This is a genomic window from Arthrobacter sp. TJ-178 (assembly GCF_058269275.1).
Genome location: NZ_JBZCNK010000002.1, coordinates 546,812 through 568,027, shown reverse-complemented (window position 1 = coordinate 568,027; position 21,216 = coordinate 546,812). Strand labels below are relative to the sequence as shown.

Here is a 21,216-nt window from a genome sequence, read left to right as displayed (position 1 = left end):
CGGGAACAATGAAACAGTCCATCCGCACGGGGGTCTTTGCCCTCGTCGTCGCCGTGGTTACGGTCCTGGCGTTCGTCAACGCGGCAGCATCAGGCGGCACCGCCACCGCGCGCAGCAAACTGACCCTGATTGCGCCGGCAGCGCCGGGCGGAGGCTGGGACGGGTTCGCCCGCGAGTCCCAGCAGGCTCTGCGCAGCAACGGAATCGTCAACAATCCGCAGGTGGTGAATGTCCCCGGCGCCGGCGGCACCATTGGCCTGAGCCAGTTTGTGCAGACTCCGGGCCGGGAGGACGCCCTGCTGGTCACCGGCGGCGTGATGATCGGCGCCATCGAGCTTGCCGACAACCCCGAATCGATGGCGGACGTCGTGCCGATTGCCCGCCTCGCGGACGACTTTGACGTCCTGGTGGTCACGGCTGATTCTGACTTCCAGACCCTGGATGACTTCCTGGCGGCCTGGAAGGAGAACCCGGGCGGCAACTCCATCGGCGGCGGTTCACTGGGCTCCATCGACAACCTGCTCAGCGGCCTGCTCGCCCAGGAAGTCGGCATCGACCCCAGCGAAGTGAACTATGTGGCCTACTCCGGCGGCGGCGAGGCCCTCACCTCGCTGCTCTCCCACACCACCGCCGTGGGCATGTCCGGCTACAACGAAGTTGCGGACCAGATCGAGGCCGGCACCCTGCGGGCTTTGGCCATCTCCTCCGAGGAGCGGCTGGACGGCGTGGACGTCCCCACCTTCAAGGAACAGGGCGTGGATGTTTCCATGTCCAACTGGCGCGGTGTGGTGGCCGCCCCCGGCATCACCGACGAGGCCAAGGCCGAGTTCATTGCCATCATCACCGAAATGCGCGAGTCCGATGAATGGAAAGACACCCTGGAGCGCAACAGCTGGACTGACAGCTTTGCCACCGGGGAGGAATTCGAAACCTTTATCGAGGACGAAGTCTCAACGGCCAGCACAATCGTAAAGGAGCTTGGACTATGAGCCTCGCCCAGGACAAGCCCGCACCGCTGAAGACTGACGCGCCGCCGCGCCGGCCGGCGCTGGAGGGCCGCAGTGAACTGGTGGTGGTGGCGGTGCTTTATGCCGTGGCCGTTTTCCTGACCATTGGCACCGCCACTATGAACGTCCAGGGCAGCGCCTCGCCCGGACCCCGGTTCTTCCCGATCCTCGTGTGCATTGCGCTCTATGCCGTGGCTACGACCCTTGCCATTTCCGTGATCCGGCGTCCCAACGTTCCCGATACCCGGATCCATCCGGGCCGCGGCAACTTCTCCGGCGCCATGCTGGATGACCTGTCCGGCGAGCATGAGTTCGCCGCCCGGCACGACGACGGCGGTGATGTCACCGGAGCAGGAGCCCCTGCCGTCTACAAGACCTACTCCGACTGGCGCACCGTCGGCCTGGTGATCGGCGGCGTCGTGGTCTTCACCGCAGCGCTGAACATCCTCGGCTGGATCATCAGCGCCGCCTTCCTGTTCTGGGTAATCTGCTACGCCATGGGCAGCAAGCGTCCGCTCTTTGACGTGGGCGTGTCACTGCTGTTCGCCTCCGCCGTCCAGCTGGCGTTCAACGCCGGCCTGGGCCTGAACCTGCCCTCCGGCTTCCTGGGAGGGATGCTCTGATGGATCAGATTGGACTGCTTTTTGAGGGATTCGCGCACGCGCTGACTCCCGTGAACCTGCTCTGGGTGCTGATCGGCGCCGTGCTGGGCACCGCCGTCGGCGTCCTGCCCGGCCTGGGCTCCGCAATGGCGGTGGCGCTGCTGCTGCCGGTGACCTTCTCGCTGGAACCCACGGCCGCGTTCATCATGTTCGCCGGAATCTACTTCGGCGGGCTCTTCGGTGACTCCACCGCGGGAATCCTGCTGAACACCCCCGGCAACTCCTCCGCCATTGCCTCCACCTTTGAGGGCCACCGCATGGCCAAAAACGGCCACGCCGCCAAGGCGCTGGCCACGGCGGCCATCGGCGCCTTCATCGGCGGGCTCATCGCCACCACGCTGGTGGTGTTCTTCGCTCCCACGCTGGTGCGCCTGGCCACGGTCTTCGGCCCGGCCGAGTACTTCGCCCTGGCCGTCTTCGCCTTCCTGGCCATCTCCGCCGTCGTGTCCGAATCGGTAATCCGGGGCATTGCCGCCCTGGGAATCGGCCTGGCCCTGGCGCTGGTGGGCATCGACGGGCCCAGCGGCACCGCCCGCTTCACCCTCGGCCTGCCACAGCTCTTTGACGGCATCTCCGTCATCGTCATCACCGTGGGCCTGCTGGCACTGGGCGAAGTGTTCCATGTAGCCTCCCGCATCCACCGCGACCCGGTGGCCACCCGGCTGGAAACCCGCGGCAACGCGCGCATCAACTTCAAGGACTTCCGCAAGGCCCTGCCGGCCTGGCTGCGCGGCACCGCCTTCGGTGCCCCGTTTGGCCTGATTCCCGCCGGCGGCGCCGAGGTTCCCACCTTCCTGGCCTACGGCACGGAAAAGACGCTGGCCAAGCGGCGCAAGGACCCGGAGTTCGGCACCACCGGCTCCATCAAGGGCCTCGCGGCGCCGGAAGCGGCAGCCAACGCGACGGCGGGAACCGCCATGGGTGCGCTGCTGGCCCTTGGCCTGCCGACGTCGGCGACGGCGGCCATCATGCTTGCCGCATTCCAGCAGTACGGCATGCAGCCGGGTCCGCTGCTCTTTGAACGCAGCGGCGATCTGGTCTGGGCGCTGCTGGCCTCGCTGTTCATCGGCCTGGTCATGCTGCTGATCATCAACCTGCCGTTCGCCAGCGTCTGGGCGAAACTGCTGACCATTCCCCGGCACTACCTCTACGCCGGCATCACGGTGTTCTCGGTGCTGGGCGTGTACGCGGTGAGCTCCTCGCTCATTGACCTGTGGCTGCTCATCGCCATCGGCCTGCTGGGCTTCATGATGCGCCGCTACAGCATTCCGCTGGCCCCGGTATTGATCGCGGTGATCCTGGGTCCGATGGCGGAGACTGAACTGCGCCGCGCCCTCGCCGTGTCCGAAGGGGACCTGGGCATCCTGGTGGGCAGCCCCATCACCGTCACCCTCTACCTGGTGCTCGTGGTTGCCCTGGTGGTCAGTGCCCTGCAGCACCTGCGGCACCGCCGCGAGGACCGCCGGGCGGCAGCTGCACCGGAGCTTGAAACGGTGTAACGTCCCGTCACGAAAACCTAAGGGCCGGCCGCGGTTAACCGCGGCCGGCCGTTTTGTGCGCCGGAAGATGGAAGAATCACTGTGGGCAACCTCACGGTGAGGGGCGGACAAAGGAGTTCCAATGGATGCGCGCGAGAACCAGGCGCTGGACGCGGTCAAGCTGTATTACGAGGCCGGACTGTCCCAGGGCGAAGTGGCACAGCGCCTCGGTTTGTCGCGTCCCACGGTTTCCAAGCTCATTCAGTACGGCAAGGACCGGGGCTACGTCACGATCGCCATCCACGACCCCCGGGAACAGGGATCCACCCTGGCAGCGGAGCTGCGCGAAGCTTTCGGCCTCGCGGATGTCCGGCTCGCCGTCGTTCCGGATGCCCCGCACCTGCTGGGCGAACTCGGCAAGGTGGGAGCCGGCGTGCTCGCCGAGAACGTCCGCGACGGGGATCTTGTGGGTGTCACCTGGGGTTCCACCATGTACTCGGTGGCCCGGAGCCTGTCCCGGCAGGAACGCCACGGCGTGGAAATCATCCAGCTCAAGGGCGGGGTTTCCTACACAACCCGCGCCACCAACGACTTCGAAACCATCACCCTGTTCTGCAATGCCTTCGGCGCGTTTGCCCGCACCCTTCCGCTGCCTGTCATTTTTGACAGTGTGGAGGTCAAGCGGCTCGTGGAGGAGGAAAAGCACATCCGCAAGGTGATCGAGATGGGCCGGGAGGCCGACGTCGCCGTCTTCACCGTCGGCGCGATCCGCCCCGATGCCATGCTGTTCAACCTCGGCTACCTCAGCGAAACCGAAAAGGCCGGCATCTCCGCCCGCGCCGTCGGCGACATCTGCTCCCGCTTTATCGACGACGACGGCAACGCCTGCGTGCCCCAGCTGGACGAGCGGACGGTCGGCATCACGCTGGCAGACCTGCGCGGAATCCGCACCCGGCTCCTCGTCGCCGGCGGGGAAGAAAAGGTCACGGCCATCGAGGCCGCCCTGCGGGCAGGCTACGCGACGCACCTCGTGATCGACTCCGATACGGCGCAGCGCGTGCTGAACGCTGCACGGCGGCGGGCAGCGTCCTAACACGGCGTGCCGCAGGCAGGCACACATGTAAAACAGCAATTTGACATGTGTTCCAAGCCACTTCTACAGTGAGTGAAAACCCTCAATGAGGAGGCTCACATGTCGAAGATTTCGCAGCTCATCGATCACACACTGCTTGCCCCGACGGCAACAGCCACGCAGATCGAAACCCTTGTCCAAGAAGCCGTTGAACACGAGTTCAAAACGGTCTGCGTCAACCCGGCCTGGGTGGCCCTGGCCAGCCGTGCCGCTGCAGGCACGCCGGTTGGCGTCTGCACCGTCGTCGGGTTCCCGCTGGGCGCCTCCACCACCGCCGTCAAGGTTTTTGAAACCAAAGACGCGCTGGCCAACGGTGCGGATGAAGTGGATATGGTCATCAACATCGGCTGGGCACTCGCCGGAGCCTGGGACGACGTCGAAGCGGAAATCCGCGCCGTCGTCGAGGCCGCCGGGGGCAAGGCGCTGGTTAAGGTCATCCTGGAAACCTGCCTGCTCGATGACGAGCAGATCGCCGAAGCCTCCCGCTGCAGCGTCGCCGCGGGTGCCGACTTCGTCAAGACCTCCACCGGCTTCTCCAAGCACGGCGCCACGGTGGAAGCCGTGCAGATCATGCGCGAAACCGTTGGCCCGGACCTGGGCGTCAAGGCCTCCGGCGGCGTCCGCACCGCCGAGGATCTGGCCCGCATGGTCGAGGCCGGCGCCACCCGGATCGGCGCTTCCGCGGGAGCAAGCATCCTCGCAGGCAGCACCCTCTAATGCTCTTCAAGACTTCCGCCGTCCAGCAGCCGGACGGCTACCTCAGCCGTATTCCGTGGTTCCAGTTCCTGCTGATTTCGCTCTGCTTCCCGATGTGGGGCGCCGCTGCCAGCCTGAATGACATCCTCATCACCCAGTTCAAGTCCGTGTTCACGCTCTCGGACCTGGCCACTGCGTTTGTACAGTCCGCCTTCTACGGCGGCTACTTCGTCATCGCCATTCCGGCCTCGCGCATCATCCGCCGGTTCACGTACAAAACCGGCATCCTGATTGGCCTGGGCGTGTACATCCTTGGCTGTGCCGCATTCTTCCCGGCCTCACACATGGCCACCTACAGCATGTTCCTGGTGGCACTGTTCGCCATTGCGATCGGCCTCAGCTTCCTGGAGACCGCCTGCAACACCTACTCCACGCTGCTGGGCCCCAAGCCCACTTCCACCTGGCGCCTGAACGTTTCCCAGACCTTCACGCCCATCGGCTCCATCCTGGGCATCCTGCTGGGCAAGTACCTGGTCTTCACCGACGGCGACACACTGGAAAGCCAGATGTCCACCATGTCGGCGGAGGAAAAGGTTGCCTTCAGCGCCGACATGCTGCAGCGAACCCTGATGCCGTACAAATACATCATCATGATCCTCGTGGTTGTCTTCATCGTGGTGGCACTGACCCGGTTCCCGCACTGCAAGCCGCTGCGGGACAAGACCCACGAGGCCACCGCCCGGATCGGGGAAACCCTGGCCTACCTGGCACGCAACAAGGAATTCCTGCGCGGCATCTTCGCCCAGTTCATGTACGTGGGCATGCAGACCGCCGTATGGTCCTTCACCATCCGGCTGGCCCTGAACTTGGATGACTCGCTCAACGAGCGCAACGCCACCAACTACATGTTCTTCGCCTTTGTGGCTTTCTTCCTGGGCAAGATGGCAGCAAACTTCCTGATCACCCGGTTCAACGTCAACGCAGTCCTGATGGGCTTCGCCGTGCTCGGCAGCCTGGCCCTGGTCTACGTCATGCTGGTACCGAACATCACCGCAGTCTGGGCCGCGATCCTGGTCTCCGGGCTCTTCGGACCCTGCTGGGCCACCATCTTCGGCCGCACCCTGGACACCATTGAGGATAAGCGCCACACGGAAACCGGCGGCGCGGTGCTGGTCATGGCCATTGTCGGCGGTGCAGTGATCCCCGTGGTCCAGGGCCTGGCCTCGGACCTGACCGGCTCCCTGCAGCTCTCCTTCGCGGTCTCCCTGGTCTGCTTCCTGGCGGTCTTCCTGCACTTCCGCCACCTGCGCCGCAGCGAGGGACGGGCCGCCGGCCTGGAAAGGACCGCAGACCATGTATCGCATTAATCTGGCGCGCGGCTCCTTCTCCGCCGCTGAAACCACCCTGGTGGAATCCTCGGAATTCACCGTCACCGCCGTCCGTTACCCCAGCGGCGTCGAATCCGTGACCGTCCGCAACTCCCGCGGCCGGGTGGAAGTCCTGCCGTTCCTGGGCCAGATGATCTGGGATGCGGAGTTCGACGGCGTGAGCCTGCGGATGGATTCCACCTTCCGCCAGCCCCGGCCGGCCCAGCTGATCGAGGACACCTACGGCTGCTTCGCCTTCCACTCGGGCCTGCTCTCCGCCGGCTGCCCCTCCCCGGAGGATACGCATCCGCTGCATGGCGAGTTCCCCTGCGCGGACTTCGACGAAGCCTGGCTGGAAATCGACGCCGACTCGGTGGCGGTCTCCGGGCGCTACGAATATGTGAAGGGCTTCGGGGACCATTACGACGCCGTTCCCGCCGTCCGGCTGCATGCCGGTTCGGCGATGTTCGACATCGACCTGACGGTGACCAATCTGTCCGCTGCACGCACCATGCCGCTGCAGTACATGTGCCACATGAACTACGCCTTCGCGGACGGGGCGCGGATGACGCAGTCCCTGCCCGAGGGTGCTTTTGTACTGAGGGACAGCGTTCCGGCGCATGTCACGCCCACCCCGCAGTGGACGGCCCTGAACGAGGCCATCCGCAGCGGGCAGGTCAATCCGGACATTCTGGATGCTGCCGCGGGGTATGACCCGGAAATTGTCTTTTTCGTCGATGGGCTGGATTCCTTCGGCGGGAAGCTGGAGTTCCTCCTCGAGCGGACCGACGGCGTCACCTTCGCCATCCGGTTCTCCGGCGCGGACTTCCCGGTGGCCACCCGGTGGCTGCTGCACAACGGGGACCAGCGCGTGGCCGCCTTTGTGCTGCCGGGGACATCCCGGCCGGAAGGATCCCTCGCCGCAAAAGCAGCGGGAACGTTGATTGAACTGGCGCCGGGAGCATCCCGCTCCTTCTCCGTCAGCACCGGTATCAAAGAGAAGGCTTAGTTTCATGGATATTGCAGTAATCGGTTCCAACATGGTGGACCTGGTCTCCTACCTCAGCCGGATGCCGGACGAGGGCGAAACCGTCGAAGCCTGGGATTTCCAGATGGGCTGCGGCGGCAAGGGCGCCAACCAGGCAATGGCCGCCGCGCGCATGGGTTCCGCGGTGCTGATGCTCACCCGCGTCGGAAACGACGCCTTTGCCGAAACCACCCGCCGCAACTTCGAAGCCAACGGCATCGACACCACGTACGTGCTGGAATCCGAGGCAACCAGCGGCGTGGCGCCGATCTTCGTGGACGACAACTCGCGCAACTCCATTGTCATCGCCAAGGGCGCCAATGCCCTGCTCACGCCGTCGGACATCGAAGACGCGGCGGACGCCATCGCCCAGTGCTCACTGATCGTGCTGCAGTTGGAAGTGAACCTCGAGACCGTGTACGCGGCCATCGACTTCGGCAACCGGCACGGCATCCCGGTGCTGCTCAACCCGGCTCCGGCCACTGCGGACCTGAACTTTGCTCAGGTGGCCCGCTGCGACTACTTCGTGCCCAATGAAACCGAATTGGCTCTGCTCACCGGCATGCCGGTGCAGACCCTCGAAGAGGTGCAGGCCGCAGCGCAGACCATCCTGGACCACGGCGTCAAGAACGTCATTGTGACCATGGGGTCCCGCGGTGTCCTCTGGCTCTCCGCAGCTGGATCCGTCCTGCTGGAGGGACGCACCGTTCCGGCCCTGGACACCACGGGTGCCGGCGACGCGTTCATCGGCTGCTTCAGCCACTGCCTGGTGGAGACCGGGGATGTCCGGGCCTCGCTGGTAACAGCCAACGACTACGCCGCTGATTCGGTGACGAAGCGCGGCACGCAGACGTCCTACGCCACCCGCGCTGAGTTTGATGAGGTTTTGGCCGCCCGCGGCTGATTCTCCCGCTACTGATCCTTACCCGGAAAAGGGCGTCCCTTTCCGCTTGCAAAAGCGGCAGGCGGCGCCCTTTGCCGTTGGACGGCAACGTAAACAGGGTCCCACCGGGGTCAATCAAAGGGTTGATCTTCCTCGCATTGCCTCCTCTGCAGACCGGCCGGGAGCGCCTGCCGCGGTACGATACTGACAACTCGTTGGTAACTTCGCGTTACCGCAAGCTCCACGCCCCGACCGAGAGAGCCCGATGACTCCCCGTACTTTGTTCCGCAGCCTGGCCTTCGCCGAGGCCGTCACCTGGACCCTGCTGTTGGCCGCCATGTTCACCAAATACGTCCTGGACAATGAAACCTTCATGCCGATCGCCGGGGGAGTGCACGGATTCGTGTTCCTCTCCTACGCCGCCAGCACGGTCTTTGTGGGAGTAAACCAGAAATGGTCCGTGCCGACCATCTTCCTGGGACTGGTCACTGCCGTCATTCCGTACACCACCATTCCGTTTGAACGCACCATGGACCGGCGCGGAAAGCTCGACGGCGGGTGGCGCCTGGCTCCCGGCGGCGAGGCCCCCGCGGGTCCCGCCGAGAAGGTCCAGGCCGTGGTGCTGCGCCGTCCGGCCCTGTCGGCAGCGGCGGCGCTGGTGGTCATCGCCGTCGTCTTCATCGCCCTGCTGGTCATGGGCCCGCCGGTTTCCGTAAGTTAGCCCCGAATTACCTGTCCAGGCATGTGCAATGAAAATTGCATATGCCTGGTTTTGTCTCCGGCCATGTTCACTGATTATTGGCCCTGAGTTTCCTTGCCTATCTTCAAAGATTAGGTACTGTGACTCAGGCAACACTAATGTGCCGGCCCTGATTTAGGCCGGATGATCATGGACGGAAAAGCAATGAAAATATCATGCAGTGAATTACTGCATCCGGGTGGGACCGTCCGCTGTCCACGCACCGCATTAAAGCCCGCTTTCCCGGGCACCGAAGCATGAGTTCCATCAGCAAGCCAGCCCTGGAAACACCGCCTTCACCCGCAGCGCCGCGGCTTGCGGCCGACCGCGGCAGCATCAGGGCCATGTGGTATCTGGTTCCCGCCCTGCTGGTTTTTGCACTCTTCCTTTTCTACCCGCTGGGCCGGTCGGTTTTCCTCTCTTTCCAGGGCAGCGACCTCTTTGGCAGGCCTTCGGGTTTTGTCGGTTTCGACCAGTACACCCGGCTCTTTACCGATTCCGGTTTTTGGACCGTCATGGGAGTAACCCTCGGTTTTACGCTGCTGACGGTGATCCCCTCCATTGCAATTGCACTGGGCCTCGCCCTGCTGCTGCACCAGAAAATCAAAGGCGTCCGGTTCTTCCGTACGGCCTTTGCGCTGCCTTTCGCCTATTCGGTGGCCACCGCATCCGTAATTTTCGGAGTGATGTTCAACCAGGCCACGGGAGTGCTCAACGGGATGCTGGGCTTCTTCGGACTGGACCGCGTGGGATGGCTCACGGATCCCGCCTGGGCACTGGTTTCCGTTTCACTGGCCACGGTCTGGATGCAGCTGGGCTACAACCTCCTGGTCCTCTCCGCGGGACTCGGCGCCGTGTCGGAGGACGTGGTGGAGGCGGCCCGGCTGGACGGGGCCCACGGATGGCGGATGCAGCGTTCCATCATCATGCCGCTGCTGACCCCGCAGCTGTTCTTCCTGCTGGTGACCGGAACCATCCACGCCCTGCAGAGCTTCGGGCAGATTCACATCCTCACCAAGGGCGGCCCGCAGGACAGCACCACCACGCTCGTGTACTCCATCTACGAGCAGGCTTTCGCGAACAATAATTCAAACTTCGGCTATGCCTCCGCCCAGGCCGTCGTGCTGCTGATCATCGTGGTTGCGGTGTCCGCGGTCCAATTCGGCGTCCTGGAACGAAAGGTGTTCTACCGATGAGCCGCGCAACCGTCTCCGCAGCCGCACCCCGGACGACCGGTGCCCGGAGCTCCGAACGCCGTGCCGCTGCACCGCTGAAGCGGCAGCGGCGCCCGCTCACGCTGGGCCGTGTCCTGTCCTACGCCGCCCTGTCCCTGGGCGCCGTCGTCGTTCTCTTTCCGGTCTACTTCGGATTTGTTGGCTCCTTCATGGGCCCGGCGGACATCAACGCCTATCCGGCATCCCTGTGGCCGCTGCACGGATTCCAGTTCGAAAACTTCACCGGAGCCCTGGACAACATTCCGCTTGCCCGCCAGTACCTGAACTCCGTGGTCATGGCGGGGCTGATCACCGCCGGACAACTGATTACCTCACTGCTGGCCGCCTACGCCCTGGTGTTCCTGAAGGTGCGCTGGAAGGCATTCTGGTTTGGCCTGTTCCTGTGCAGCATGATGGTGCCCGCCGAAGCGATCATCATCCCGAACTACCTGACCATGTCCTCGGCCGGACTGATCAACACGGTGCCGGCACTGGTGCTCCCGTTCCTGGCCCACGGATTCGGCATCTTCCTGCTGCGCCAGGCGTTTATGTCCTTCCCGGTGGAGCTTTGGGAAGCCAGCCGCATCGACGGCGCCGGACATTTCCGGTTCCTCTGGTCCGTGCTGGTTCCGCTGTCCAAGCCCACCCTGGCGGCACTGGGAATCTGGTCCTTCCTCTCGGCGTGGAACATGTATTTCTGGCCGCTGCTGGTGACCCAGACCCCGGAAATGCAGACCGTCCAGATCGGCATCACCCAGCTCCGGTCGGCGGACAACTTCAACGCCGGCCTGGTCCTCGCCGGCACGGTGCTGGCCATCATTCCCACCCTGCTGCTGGTGATCTTCGGCCAGCGCTTCATTGTCCGCGGCCTCACCGCGGGATCCATCAAATAAGCACCCATAGGCCACTGCGCCTGTGGAACCATCCCGAGCATCCGCTTCGGAACAAACCTTTGAAGGGAAAATCAATGCGAACCACACGTCGAGGGCGCTGCCTGCCAATGATGGCTGCCGGCGCCGCTGCACTGGCTCTGACGCTGTCCGCATGCGGCAGCAGCGGCGGTGACGCGGGAGCGGCAGGGGAAGCCCCGGCCGCCGACGCGCTGGAGAAGGCCGACGGCGTCACCGAGGTCAATTTCTGGCATTCGATGGACGGCACCAACGGTGAGACCCTGAACCAGCTGATCACCGACTTCAACACTGCCAATGAGGGCAAGATTGAGGTCAAGGGTGTTTTTCAGGGCGACTACGACACCACCATCACCAAGTACAAGGCCGCGGTTCAGTCCAACAGCACGCCCAGCATGGTGCAGATCTATGACATCGGCACCCAGTTCATGATCGATTCGGGCGCCGTGCTGCCCACACAGGCCTTCATTGACCGGGACGAATACGACGTCTCCGATCTGCAGCCCAACATCGCCGGCTACTACTCGATCGACGATGACCTCTGGTCGATGCCCTTCAACACGTCCATGCCCGTCCTGTATTACAACAAGACGCTGTTCGAGCAGGCGGGCCTGGATCCCGAGACGCCGCCGGCCACGCTGGATGCCATCACGGAGGCAGCCAACAAGCTGTCCAAGACGAACGGCGGGCCCGCGGAATTCGGCTTCAATGCAGCCATTTACGGCTGGCTGCTGGAACAGGAAGTCGCCGCCAACGGTGAGCTGTACTGCAGCCCGGACAACGGCCGCAGCGGTGAGCGGGTGGACGAGTACTCGTTCAACAACGACACCGCAGTGCAGTTTGCCGACTGGTGGAAGTCCCTGGTGGACACCGGAGTGGCAGGCAATACCGGCCGCGCCCTGCCCGACGCGCAGAACGCTTTCAAGAGCGGCACCATCGGCATCACGCTGGAATCCACCGGTGCGCTGCGGGGAATGCAGAAGGCAGCGGACGAGCAGGGATTTGAGCTCGGCGTCGGCTACTACCCGAAGATCAAGGAGAACGAGTCCGGGCCGATCATCGGCGGGGCTTCGCTGTGGGTTTCCGGTGACGGGCACTCCGACGCCGAGAAGGAAGCCACCTGGCAGTTCATGCAGTTCCTGGCCGAGCCGGCCAACCAGGCCACCTGGCACACCGGAACGGGATATTTCCCGATCTCCAAGAGCGCCCTGGACGACCCCAAGGACGTGGCCTGGCGTGAGCAGTACCCCCAGTTTGATGTGGCCGTGCAGCAGCTTGAGGACACCGAGCTGACCGCCGCCACCCAGGGCTGCTCCGCAGGCTCCATGCCCCAGGCACGGAAGGCCGCCGAAGATGCCCTGGAGGGAGCCCTCCTCGGCGGGGACAGCAAGACCGAGCTGACGGATTCAGTGAACGAACTCAAGGCCGAGGTTGAGAACTACAACAACTCGGTGAAGTAATTAACATATGAAAAACAGGGCACGTAGCGGAACGGCAGCTTCCAGCAGGCCATTGGTAGTTGGACATCGGGGGAACAGCGGATCAGCCCCTGAGAACACAGCTGTCGCCTTTGCCCGGGCCCGGGCATCCGGTGCCGACATGGTTGAGACCGATGTCCGCCTCAGCGCGGACGGAGAATTATTCCTCTTCCATGACGGCACCGGCGCCCGGACCACCAATATTGCGCAGGTTTTCCCGGACCGCGCCGATGATCCGATCACGTCCTTCACGGCGGCGGAACTCCGCCGGTTGGACGCCGGCGGCTATTTCGGCGAGGAGTTCAAGGGGGAGCCCATCGTGTTCCTCAACGAACTGCCCGACGCCGTCGGCTCCGGCCTGGGAGTCAACCTGGAGCTGAAAGCCCCGGCCGATTCCCCCGGGGTGGAATCGGCCGTCGCTGCGGCGCTGGCCGGTCCCGAGTGGACCCGGCTGAGGGAACACCACCCGGTCACGGTGAGCTCATTCGATCCTGCCGCAGTGCGGACCTTCGCGGGGATTTCTCCGCAGGTGCCGGCCTGGCAGCTGGTGGAGGAGATTCCGGACGCGGACCTGCTGGCTCAAGGCGCCGGATATGTGCAGGGCATAGTGGCATCCCATGTGGGCCTGACGCCGGCCGGCGCAGCCGCCGTGCGGGCAGCGGGACTGGGCCTGTGGGTCTATACCGTGAATTCCCCCGCTGACATGGACGGCGTCCTGGCTTTGGGGGTGGACGCGGTGATTACCGATTTCCCCGACACCCTCATTGCCCGGCTGGCCTGACAGACCGGAGGCCAGCCGCTGAAATGCCCGGTCCGTCAGGGGTGGCGGACGCCGGTCCCGGCGAGCACCGCGCGGTATCCTTCCCGGAACGTGGGATACGCAAACTCGAAGCCGGTGCCCCGCAGCCGCCGGTTGCTCAGCCTGCGGTTCCCGCCGCGGCTGCTGTCGGTCTCCTGCGGGGCCGGCAGTTCCCGGTCCAGCTCGGCGGCCAGGAACCTCAGCACCTCGGCGAGGTCGACGGGTTCGTCGTCAACGCCTACATAAAGCGGTTCCGGCTCCGGCACCTGTGTCATCAGATGCACAATGGCGGCCGCGGCGTCGTCGCGGTGAATCCGGTTGGTCAGCTGCGGGGAGGCGGGAACCGCGGCGGCGCCGGCCGTGACGGAATCAATCAGGCGGGTGCGTCCCGGCCCGTAGATTCCTGACAGCCGGAGCACCACGGCGTCCGGCCGCCGCGAATGCAGCAGTTCCTCGGCTTCGAGGATGACCGCGCCGGTTGCGGAGGCGGGCGCAGGCTCAGTTTCCTCGTCCACCTCCTGCCCGTCGGCGTCGCCGTACACCGCCGTGGAGGAAACAAACAGGATCCCGTGCGGATGCACGCCGTCGCGGTCCAGCGCGTCCAGGACATTCGCCGTGCCGTCCACATACGCGGCCCGGTAGGCCTCCTCGCTGCGCTGTCCGGCAGCCACGGCAATGACGACGACGTCGGTGTCCGCCGGAATGCGCGGCAACTCACCGCTGCGGCCGGTGAGGTCCGCGGCCTGCCCGGTCAGCGGGGCGGGAATGTTCTCGGGGGAGCGGCGCCATCCGAGCACGGGAAAGCCGGCCGCGGCGAACCGCAGGCCGGCTTCCGTGCCCAGATCGCCGCAGCCGGCAATCAGGACGGTCATGGTGCTTTACTCGCCCAGGGCGGAGAGCACGGCATTGGCCACGTCTTCGCTGGACTGCGGGTTCTGGCCGGAAATCAGGTTCCGGTCGCGGACCACAAAGCTGGTCCAGGCGGGGCCGGATTCCACGATGGCACCCTTGTTGCGCAGGACATCCTCGCAGAACCAGGGAGTGTTTTCCCCGGTGCCGCCATTGAGTTCCTCTTCATCCGTGAAAACGGTCAGCTTGCGGCCGGCAAAGACGAAGTCGCCGTTTTCGGTCTCGGCGCTCAGCAAACCTGCCGGGCCGTGACAGAACGGAGCGATGATCTTTCCGTCGTTGTCGGCTGCAATGAGAATCCGTCCCAGGTCCTTGTCGAAGGCCAGGTCCGCCATGGGGCCGTGCCCGCCCGGCATGACAACGGCGTCGTACTCCGTGATGTCCGCGTCGGCGAGCACCAGCGGCGAGGAGAGCTCGGCGTCGATGTAGGAGAGGTAGTTGGTGAAGGCGGTGGCCCGCTCTTCTCCGCCGGCCTGCGACGGATCCAGGCTGACCTTGTCCACGGTGGGCTTGGTGCCGTTGGGGGTGGCGATGCGCACGGTGTGCCCGGCCTCGCGCAGGACGCGGTGCGACTCAACGAGTTCCTCGGCCCAGAAGCCGGTGGGATGCTCGCTGCCGTCCTTCATCGTGAGGGAATCGGCTGCTGAAACGACCATGAGGATATTAGCCATGGATAAGTTCTCCTTTTAATTGCGAAAGGGTGGGGAAGTTTGGTGTCCGCGGACGGACGGGGAGCTTGCCGCAGCGTTACTTGCTGGCGGCGTTGAGCTCTTCATAGGTTGCGTCATCCAGCACCAGATCAGCAGCAGCGAGGTTTTCCTCGAGGTGCTTGATGGAGCCGGTGCCCGGGATGGGCATCATGACGGGGGAGCGGCGCAGCAGCCAGGCCAGGGCCACCTGGGACTCTGTGGCGTTCAGGCGCTCGGCGGCTGCAGCTACGGGTCCGCCCGGCAGGGCCAGCTCGCCGGCGGAAATCGGAGCCCACGGAATGAAGCCGATACCGTTGGCCTCGGCGTATTCCAGCACGTCTTCGGACGAGCGGTCAGTGAGGTTGTAGCGGTTCTGCACGGTGGAGACCGTGAAGTATTCGCTGGCAGCCTTCAGCTCTTCCACCGAGACCTGGGACAGGCCCAGGGCCTTCACCTTGCCCTCCTGCTGCAGGTCGCGCAGCACGGCGAACTGGTCATTGGCCGGAACGGTGGGATCAATGCGGTGCAGCTGGAACAGGTCCAGGGAATCGACCTTCAGGCGGCGCAGGCTCAGCTCCACCTGCTGGCGCAGGTACTCGGGACGGCCCAGCGGCACCCAGACGTCGGGGCCGGTGCGGACAAAGCCGGCCTTGGTGGCAATACGTACGCCGTCAGGGTAGGGGTACAGCGCTTCAGCAATGATTTCTTCGCTGACGGTCGGGCCGTAGGAATCTGCGGTGTCAATGAAATCGACGCCCAGCTCGACGGCCCGGCGGACGACGTCGACGGCGGTGCCGCGGCTTTCGGGTTCGCCCCAGACGCCGGGGCCGACAATGCGCATGGCGCCGAAGCCCAGACGGCGGACCGTGCCCAGGTCCAACAGATCAATGGTCGGGGGGACGGGGGTTACGTTCTGCTCTGTCATATAGGCGGCAACGCGGGTGGGGCGGGGCTTATTCCGCAGCACCTCCTTCTTCCGTCCCTCGTTCCCTCCCTCATCTCGGCGGGGCCACGGACCGGAGCTGACCGCAAGGACATTCTGTGGGCCAGGAACGGCTTCTAGTGTCGAGGCATGGACTGGAAAATTGAGCTCGTGCCGGTACCGGTGTCCGACGTCGACGCCGCCAAAACCTTCTATGTGGACCAAGTGGGGTTCAACGCGGACTTCGACGAGCGGGTGAATCCAGAGCTGCGTTTCGTGCAGCTCACGCCGCCCGGGTCCGCCTGCTCCGTGGTGATCGGTCCGGGGACCACTGACATGGAGCCGGGAACCCAGCGCATCCAGGTGGTGGTCCCGAGTGCGGTCGATGCCCGGCAGCATTTGGTGGACCACGGGGTGGCGGCAAGCGAGATCACTCCGCTGGAGTGGGGAACGTTTGTCTACTTCAGTGATCCCGACGGCAACCAGTGGTCGCTTCAGGAGCTGCCCGAGCTTCCGCCCACGCTGCCCTCGGAGTCCTGACCGCAGTCGGTGCGAGCCGCAGGGGTGTCTTCAGCTGATGTAGCCGAGCGCCGCTGCTTCCTGCCAAAAGTCGTCGGGGACAGGTTCACGGTGGAGCTGGACGTTCTGCATCACCTGCTCGGCCGTGCGCATGCCCAGGACCACCGACACCACCGCCGGTTCCCGGTAGGGGAAGGCCATGGCAACGGCCGGAAGAGTGGTTCCGTGTTTCTCGGCAAGGTCGGCCAGGGCATTGGCGCGGTCCAGCATGGCAACAGGGGCCGGTGCATAGTTGTACATGGCATCGGAAGCCGGCCGGGCCTTGGAAAGCAGGCCGGAATTGAACACGCCCACGTCCACGATGCCCACACCGCGCTCGCGGCAGGCTTCGATCAGACTGCGCGAATCCGACTGTTCCAGCAGGGTGTACCGGCCGGCCAGCATCACCAGGTCCAGATCCGCTTCCCGCACAAAGCGTTCGAGCATCGCGGACTGGTTCATGCCGGCACCGTAGGCCCCGATGACACCTTGGTCCCGCAGTTCCGCAAGGGCCGGGACGGCACCGGAGATGGCTTCTTCCCAGTACTCGTCCGGATCATGGATGTACACCACGTCCAGCCGGTCGGTGCCCAGCCGGTCCAGGCTTTCCTCGATGGAACGAAGCACACCGTCCCGGGAATAGTCATAGACCCTGGTCAGATCATCAGGCATGTCAAAGCCCTCCGGGTCCCGCCCCTGCGGCGCCGGGTTGGGACGCAGCAACCGACCCACTTTTGAGGAGAGCAGATAGCTGTCCCGCGGCTGGCCGGACAGTACGTCCCCGAGCCGGCGCTCCGCCGCGCCGAGACCGTAGTGCGGCGCGGTGTCGTAATACCGGATGCCGTACTCCCAGGCCGCTTCCACCGCGGCGCGGGCCACGTCGTCGTAAACAGCGCGGTACAGATTGCCGATTGGTGCCGTACCAAAGCCGAGGGACCCCTCGCTGCGCAACCGGTCCACTGTCTGGTTCTCATGCATGTGCGGTTCCTTCTTTCCGGTACATCCGTTCGGCGTTTCCCCGTGCCGCGGCCTCGTCATCCGGTCGCGGACGCCCGCGCTTATCGAGTGGCCTCCGCCAGGTACTCCAGCACATGCCGGTACGTGTGGCCGGTGGCCTTGGACATGCCGATTTCACAGGTCCGGTTCACCGAGGCGTAGGCGGCGAACTCACGTTCGTTGATCTCTGCCGCCTGGGTGTCCGTGGCCGAGGCCGTCAGCTCCGGATGCAGCAGCCCGCGGTCACCGGCGAAGGCGCAGCAGCCCCAGCTCGGCGGCACGAACACTTCATCCGCCGTGGCCCGGGCAATCATCTGCAGGGCGTCATTGGCGCCAAGCTGCGTGGAGGAGCAGGTGGGGTGCAGTGCCATGGACGGCAGTTTCCGGGTTACGGTCAGCTGCGGCAGGACTTCGTCCCGCACAAAGTCCACCGAGTCAATGAACTGCAGCCCGGGATAGTCCGGGCTCTCGCCGGCCAGCCGCTTCATGGTTTCCAGGCCCTCGGTGCAGGACGCGGCGTCGCAGATCACGGGCAGTGCGCCGCCGCCGGTGGCATTCCACAGGTTGGCCAGCACGCGTTCAGTCATTGCCGCATATCCCTTGGCGAAGCCCTTGGACTTCCACGGCGTGCCGCAGCACAGGTCCCCGATGCCCGAGGGAATGCGCACGCCGATGTTTGCCCGGCCGCACAGCTCCAGGAAGGCCGCTGAGACGCCTTCGCCGCCGCCGGCCGGGCCGAACATCGTGCCGATGCAGGCCGGGAAATAGACGGCAACGGCATTGGGATCCTCCCGCGGCCTCCGCTTGGAACCCCCGGCGGGCAGCACGGTTTCATAGGCGGGAACATTTTCGGTACCGGCCACGGCGCGGGCGACGGCGGTGGCCGCCTTGGGCAGCAGCGCCGGCATGGCGTTGGCCAGGCTGAGGGCCTTGCCGCCGGCCACAGTCACCGTTGACCAGTGCTCGGCGGCGGTCTTCCAGCCGGTGTCGGCTACCGCGTTCGCATTTTCCTTGCGCAGCCGGCGCACCAGGTCCCCGGTGTTGATGAGAACCGGGCAGGCCGTGACGCACATGCCGTCGGCCGCGCACGTCTGGACGCCGTCGTACTCGTAGTCCTTGCGCAGTTCCTTGGCCAGGGCGGCATCGCCGCGGGCCTCGGCGGCGGCAATCTCGCGGCGCAGCACAATGCGCTGGCGGGGCGTGGTGGTCAGATCCTTGCTGGGGCAGACGGGTTCGCAGTAACCGCACTCGACGCAGCGGTCCACCTCCGCCTCCACGGTGGGCGCCACCTTCAGATCCGCAATGTATGACGCCGGATCATCGTTGATGATGACGCCGGGGTTGAGCAGGTTCGGCGGATCCACCAGTGCCTTCAGCTGGCACATCACCTCGTAGAGTTCGTCGCCGTACTGCCGGCGGACAAAGGGCGCCATGATTCGGCCGGTGCCGTGTTCGGCCTTCAGTGAGCCGCCGTTGCCGAGCACCAGGTCCACCATGTCCTCGGTGAATGCCTGGTAGCGGGCCAGCTCCACGGGGTCGTCGAAGCGCTCGTTGAGCATGAAGTGAATGTTGCCGTCCTTGGCGTGGCCAAATATCACCGAGTCCTGGTAGCGGTGTTCGGTGAAGAGACGGGACAGTTCCGCACAGGTGGAAGCCAGGGTTGGCACGGGAACCACAATGTCTTCCAGGAGGGCATTGGTTCCGGAAGGGCGGGCGCCGGCAACCGTGGTGTACAGGCCCTTGCGCAGGTGCCACATGGCAGCGCGGTCCTTGGCATTGTCGGTCATCGCAAAGGGGACGGCCAGGGCGAGTGATTCAAAGAGGGCCCGGGAGCCTTCGCGCTTCTCGGCCAGTTCCTCGGCCGTGCGGCCCTGGTGCTCCACGAGCAGGGCGGCGTGGGAAACGATGTCCAGTCCGCGCAGTTCCGGCGGGGCGGTGGGATCAGCAGCGGCCACACGCAGGGAGGTGGAATCCATCAGTTCAATGGTGGCAAGGCCGGACGCCACCAGCTCCGGAAGGGCGGTGGCGGCGCGGTCCAGCGAGTCGAAGAACATCAGGCCGGTGGCCACCTTGGGCAGGGCCGGCACGGTCCGGAACGTAGCTTCGGCCACGAAACCCAGGGTGCCTTCACTGCCCACCATCAGGTGGGACAGGATGTCCACCGGACTTTCGTAGTCCAGGAAAGCATTGAGCCCGTAGCCCATGGTGTTCTTCATGGAAAACAGCCGCTCGATGGTGGCTACGGACTGGGGGTTGGCGACGATGCGTCCGCGAAGCCGCAGCAGACCCTCAAACAGTTCGGGTTCCAGGGTGCGCAGTTTTGTTTCCGCATCAGGGGCTGCGGTGTCAATCAGGGTTCCGGACGCGAGGATCAGCACCATGGAGTCGATGGTCTGGTACGTGTTGAATTCAGTGCCGCAGGCCATGCCGGACGAGTTGTTGGCTACCACGCCGCCAATGGTGCAGGCGATTTCGGAGGCGGGGTCGGGGCCGAGCTTCCGCCCGTGTGCGGCGAGCCGGGAGTTCACGGCGCGGACGGTGGCGCCGGGCTGCACGCGGACCCGGGCACCGCCGTCGAGCACTTCGATGCCGCGGAAATGCTGGCGGGTGTTGATCAGGAGGCTGTCGCTCTGGCTTTGGCCGGACAGCGAAGTTCCACCGGAACGGAATGTTGCCGGAATCCGCAGTTCTCGGCTTCGGCGCAGCAGGGCGGCCACATCCTCGGCAGAGCGCGGGGTGGCCACCGCCTCGGGGATCATCAGGTAGTGGGAGGCATCGTGGGCCATTTTGCGCCGGTCGATGTCCCGGGTGCTGATGTTCTCGGTGCCGAGGTCAGCTACCGAGGCCGCTGAAGGGGCGGGGGCTTCCGTGTGAAGGCTCATTTTTTGTTCCAACCGATCCTGGGAGCCGCGGTGCTCCGCCTCTAAATGTAGGCCTGATCACGGCTGGGCGAAAGTTGGTCAGACCACATGTTGGCTATTTCTCCGCCGCGGAGCTGCCGGTGTGCTCCGCGTCCGGGATCTGCGCGTAAAACCATTCGATGTGTTCGCGCAGCAGGCGGGCGGCGTCATTGCCCCGGCCGGAGGCAACGGCGTCATAAATCCCGTGGTGCTGGGCCTGCAGGTGTTTCATCACCGCGGGCCAGTCTTCCATGACGTCCACGGCGTTCTTCACGTACCCGCTGATGGCTCCGCTCAGGGAGGCCATCATGGTTTCAATGACCGCATTGCCGGCCATGGAGCTGAGCTGCACGTGGAACTGGGCGTCCAGGAGGTGGAAGGCCTCGCGCTCAATGTTCGGGGCATCCATTGCTTCCAGCAGTGCTGCGGCGCGTGCCAGGGCTTCCTCCGCGGAGTCCGACGGCGGGCGGGCTGCGGCAGCGGCGGCTGCCCAGGTTTCCAGCAGCACCCGGGTCTGGACAATGTCCGCCACCGGCAGGCGGCTGCTGGCCATATGCAGGCGCAGGGCGGAGGAAAGCCCCGCAGACGGCTCGGAAATGATGATGGCTCCGGACTTGGGGCCCGATCCGGAGGAGGAGCGCAGTACTCCCATGGCGTCCAGGATGCGGATGCCTTCCCGGACCGAGGCCCGGGAAATGCCGTAGGTTTCGGCCAGCGTCCGCTCTCCGGGCAGCTGGTCGCCCAGTGAGATGACCCCGGAGCGGAGGTCTGCTTCGATGTTTTCCAGCAGCAGGTCATAGCTGCGGCGCGGTTGGTCTGTCACCGCTCCATCCTGCCATGTGCCGGTTGCCG

At 65.1% G+C, this 21,216-nt stretch carries 20 protein-coding genes; 14 read left to right on the top strand and 6 right to left on the bottom strand.

The window, feature by feature from the left end:
• Positions 1 to 8: 8 nt before the first annotated feature.
• The 13 genes from AC4D2Q_RS08880 (at position 9) to AC4D2Q_RS08820 (ending at position 13,372) form a co-directional block, all read left to right on the top strand.
• The gene (locus tag AC4D2Q_RS08880; protein ID WP_490926940.1) at positions 9 to 989 is read left to right on the top strand and encodes a Bug family tripartite tricarboxylate transporter substrate binding protein; all 981 of its coding nucleotides are present in this window, start codon (positions 9 to 11) and stop codon (positions 987 to 989) included.
• The gene (locus tag AC4D2Q_RS08875) at positions 986 to 1,630 is read left to right on the top strand and encodes a tripartite tricarboxylate transporter TctB family protein (RefSeq protein WP_490946093.1); all 645 of its coding nucleotides are present in this window, start codon (positions 986 to 988) and stop codon (positions 1,628 to 1,630) included. Before AC4D2Q_RS08880 ends, AC4D2Q_RS08875 begins: the two co-directional genes overlap by 4 nt.
• Positions 1,630 to 3,168, top strand: coding sequence for a tripartite tricarboxylate transporter permease (locus AC4D2Q_RS08870; protein WP_490946092.1), 1,539 nt, complete (start codon positions 1,630 to 1,632; stop codon positions 3,166 to 3,168). Before AC4D2Q_RS08875 ends, AC4D2Q_RS08870 begins: the two co-directional genes overlap by 1 nt.
• Before the next feature lie 121 nt (positions 3,169 to 3,289).
• Complete coding sequence (locus AC4D2Q_RS08865) at positions 3,290 to 4,240, top strand: sugar-binding transcriptional regulator (RefSeq protein WP_490946091.1); 951 nt, start codon at positions 3,290 to 3,292, stop codon at positions 4,238 to 4,240.
• A gap of 99 nt (positions 4,241 to 4,339) precedes the next feature.
• A complete protein-coding gene (gene deoC, locus AC4D2Q_RS08860; protein WP_490926944.1) occupies positions 4,340 to 4,996 on the top strand; it encodes a deoxyribose-phosphate aldolase in 657 nt (218 codons plus the stop codon).
• Entirely contained in the window at positions 4,996 to 6,342 is a 1,347-nt protein-coding gene (gene fucP, locus AC4D2Q_RS08855; protein ID WP_490926945.1) for an L-fucose:H+ symporter permease, read from the top strand. Before deoC ends, fucP begins: the two co-directional genes overlap by 1 nt.
• Positions 6,329 to 7,351: an aldose 1-epimerase family protein gene (locus tag AC4D2Q_RS08850; protein ID WP_490946090.1), complete on the top strand. Its 1,023-nt coding sequence runs from the start codon at positions 6,329 to 6,331 to the stop codon at positions 7,349 to 7,351. Before fucP ends, AC4D2Q_RS08850 begins: the two co-directional genes overlap by 14 nt.
• A gap of 4 nt (positions 7,352 to 7,355) precedes the next feature.
• Positions 7,356 to 8,273 (top strand): ribokinase, encoded by a 918-nt coding sequence (gene rbsK / locus AC4D2Q_RS08845; protein WP_490946089.1) that lies wholly within the window; start codon positions 7,356 to 7,358, stop codon positions 8,271 to 8,273.
• A 244-nt stretch (positions 8,274 to 8,517) separates the two neighbouring features.
• A complete protein-coding gene (locus tag AC4D2Q_RS08840; protein WP_490926948.1) occupies positions 8,518 to 8,973 on the top strand; it encodes a DUF3817 domain-containing protein in 456 nt (151 codons plus the stop codon).
• 275 nt (positions 8,974 to 9,248) lie between these two features.
• Entirely contained in the window at positions 9,249 to 10,187 is a 939-nt protein-coding gene (locus tag AC4D2Q_RS08835; RefSeq protein ID WP_490946088.1) for a carbohydrate ABC transporter permease, read from the top strand.
• The gene (locus tag AC4D2Q_RS08830) at positions 10,184 to 11,098 is read left to right on the top strand and encodes a carbohydrate ABC transporter permease (protein ID WP_490946087.1); all 915 of its coding nucleotides are present in this window, start codon (positions 10,184 to 10,186) and stop codon (positions 11,096 to 11,098) included. The genes AC4D2Q_RS08835 and AC4D2Q_RS08830 overlap by 4 nt, the downstream gene beginning before the upstream one ends.
• A gap of 74 nt (positions 11,099 to 11,172) precedes the next feature.
• A complete protein-coding gene (locus AC4D2Q_RS08825; RefSeq protein WP_490946086.1) occupies positions 11,173 to 12,573 on the top strand; it encodes an ABC transporter substrate-binding protein in 1,401 nt (466 codons plus the stop codon).
• Positions 12,574 to 12,580: 7 nt separating this feature from the next.
• On the top strand, positions 12,581 to 13,372 hold the full coding sequence (locus AC4D2Q_RS08820) for a glycerophosphodiester phosphodiesterase (protein WP_490946085.1): 792 nt from the start codon (positions 12,581 to 12,583) through the stop codon (positions 13,370 to 13,372).
• A gap of 35 nt (positions 13,373 to 13,407) precedes the next feature.
• On the opposite strand, the gene AC4D2Q_RS08815 is transcribed toward AC4D2Q_RS08820, so the two are convergent.
• From AC4D2Q_RS08815 to AC4D2Q_RS08805, 3 genes are all read right to left on the bottom strand, one after another.
• Positions 13,408 to 14,262 (bottom strand): NAD-dependent epimerase/dehydratase family protein, encoded by an 855-nt coding sequence (locus AC4D2Q_RS08815; RefSeq protein WP_490946084.1) that lies wholly within the window; start codon positions 14,260 to 14,262, stop codon positions 13,408 to 13,410.
• A 6-nt stretch (positions 14,263 to 14,268) separates the two neighbouring features.
• Positions 14,269 to 14,970: a type 1 glutamine amidotransferase domain-containing protein gene (locus AC4D2Q_RS08810; RefSeq protein WP_490926954.1), complete on the bottom strand. Its 702-nt coding sequence runs from the start codon at positions 14,968 to 14,970 to the stop codon at positions 14,269 to 14,271.
• Positions 14,971 to 15,046: 76 nt separating this feature from the next.
• Positions 15,047 to 15,913, bottom strand: a complete 867-nt coding sequence (locus AC4D2Q_RS08805; protein WP_490946222.1) for an aldo/keto reductase — start codon at positions 15,911 to 15,913, stop codon at positions 15,047 to 15,049.
• Positions 15,914 to 16,060: 147 nt separating this feature from the next.
• Between AC4D2Q_RS08805 and AC4D2Q_RS08800 the strand changes: the two genes are divergently transcribed.
• Positions 16,061 to 16,450 carry a VOC family protein gene (locus AC4D2Q_RS08800; protein WP_490926955.1) on the top strand — a complete coding sequence of 130 codons (390 nt, stop codon included), beginning with the start codon at positions 16,061 to 16,063 and terminating at the stop codon, positions 16,448 to 16,450.
• A 30-nt stretch (positions 16,451 to 16,480) separates the two neighbouring features.
• On the opposite strand, the gene AC4D2Q_RS08795 is transcribed toward AC4D2Q_RS08800, so the two are convergent.
• From AC4D2Q_RS08795 to AC4D2Q_RS08785, 3 genes are all read right to left on the bottom strand, one after another.
• Positions 16,481 to 17,446 carry an aldo/keto reductase gene (locus AC4D2Q_RS08795; RefSeq protein ID WP_490946083.1) on the bottom strand — a complete coding sequence of 322 codons (966 nt, stop codon included), beginning with the start codon at positions 17,444 to 17,446 and terminating at the stop codon, positions 16,481 to 16,483.
• Positions 17,447 to 17,526: 80 nt separating this feature from the next.
• Positions 17,527 to 20,346 (bottom strand): FAD-binding and (Fe-S)-binding domain-containing protein, encoded by a 2,820-nt coding sequence (locus AC4D2Q_RS08790; RefSeq protein WP_490946082.1) that lies wholly within the window; start codon positions 20,344 to 20,346, stop codon positions 17,527 to 17,529.
• 94 nt (positions 20,347 to 20,440) lie between these two features.
• Positions 20,441 to 21,187, bottom strand: a complete 747-nt coding sequence (locus AC4D2Q_RS08785; protein WP_490946081.1) for a FadR/GntR family transcriptional regulator — start codon at positions 21,185 to 21,187, stop codon at positions 20,441 to 20,443.
• Positions 21,188 to 21,216: the final 29 nt, after the last annotated feature.

What these genes read in the sequence shown, in the direction of transcription:
- AC4D2Q_RS08880 (WP_490926940.1), top strand. Translation starts at nt 9, where the DNA reads ATGAAACAGTCCATCCGCACGGGGGTCTTTGCCCTCGTCGTCGCCGTG.
- AC4D2Q_RS08875 (WP_490946093.1), top strand. Translation starts at nt 986, where the DNA reads ATGAGCCTCGCCCAGGACAAGCCCGCACCGCTGAAGACTGACGCGCCG.
- AC4D2Q_RS08870 (WP_490946092.1), top strand. Translation starts at nt 1,630, where the DNA reads ATGGATCAGATTGGACTGCTTTTTGAGGGATTCGCGCACGCGCTGACT.
- AC4D2Q_RS08865 (WP_490946091.1), top strand. Translation starts at nt 3,290, where the DNA reads ATGGATGCGCGCGAGAACCAGGCGCTGGACGCGGTCAAGCTGTATTAC.
- deoC (WP_490926944.1), top strand. Translation starts at nt 4,340, where the DNA reads ATGTCGAAGATTTCGCAGCTCATCGATCACACACTGCTTGCCCCGACG.
- fucP (WP_490926945.1), top strand. Translation starts at nt 4,996, where the DNA reads ATGCTCTTCAAGACTTCCGCCGTCCAGCAGCCGGACGGCTACCTCAGC.
- AC4D2Q_RS08850 (WP_490946090.1), top strand. Translation starts at nt 6,329, where the DNA reads ATGTATCGCATTAATCTGGCGCGCGGCTCCTTCTCCGCCGCTGAAACC.
- rbsK (WP_490946089.1), top strand. Translation starts at nt 7,356, where the DNA reads ATGGATATTGCAGTAATCGGTTCCAACATGGTGGACCTGGTCTCCTAC.
- AC4D2Q_RS08840 (WP_490926948.1), top strand. Translation starts at nt 8,518, where the DNA reads ATGACTCCCCGTACTTTGTTCCGCAGCCTGGCCTTCGCCGAGGCCGTC.
- AC4D2Q_RS08835 (WP_490946088.1), top strand. Translation starts at nt 9,249, where the DNA reads ATGAGTTCCATCAGCAAGCCAGCCCTGGAAACACCGCCTTCACCCGCA.
- AC4D2Q_RS08830 (WP_490946087.1), top strand. Translation starts at nt 10,184, where the DNA reads ATGAGCCGCGCAACCGTCTCCGCAGCCGCACCCCGGACGACCGGTGCC.
- AC4D2Q_RS08825 (WP_490946086.1), top strand. Translation starts at nt 11,173, where the DNA reads ATGCGAACCACACGTCGAGGGCGCTGCCTGCCAATGATGGCTGCCGGC.
- AC4D2Q_RS08820 (WP_490946085.1), top strand. Translation starts at nt 12,581, where the DNA reads ATGAAAAACAGGGCACGTAGCGGAACGGCAGCTTCCAGCAGGCCATTG.
- AC4D2Q_RS08815 (WP_490946084.1), bottom strand. Translation starts at nt 14,262, where the DNA reads ATGACCGTCCTGATTGCCGGCTGCGGCGATCTGGGCACGGAAGCCGGC.
- AC4D2Q_RS08810 (WP_490926954.1), bottom strand. Translation starts at nt 14,970, where the DNA reads ATGGCTAATATCCTCATGGTCGTTTCAGCAGCCGATTCCCTCACGATG.
- AC4D2Q_RS08805 (WP_490946222.1), bottom strand. Translation starts at nt 15,913, where the DNA reads ATGACAGAGCAGAACGTAACCCCCGTCCCCCCGACCATTGATCTGTTG.
- AC4D2Q_RS08800 (WP_490926955.1), top strand. Translation starts at nt 16,061, where the DNA reads ATGGACTGGAAAATTGAGCTCGTGCCGGTACCGGTGTCCGACGTCGAC.
- AC4D2Q_RS08795 (WP_490946083.1), bottom strand. Translation starts at nt 17,446, where the DNA reads ATGCATGAGAACCAGACAGTGGACCGGTTGCGCAGCGAGGGGTCCCTC.
- AC4D2Q_RS08790 (WP_490946082.1), bottom strand. Translation starts at nt 20,346, where the DNA reads ATGAGCCTTCACACGGAAGCCCCCGCCCCTTCAGCGGCCTCGGTAGCT.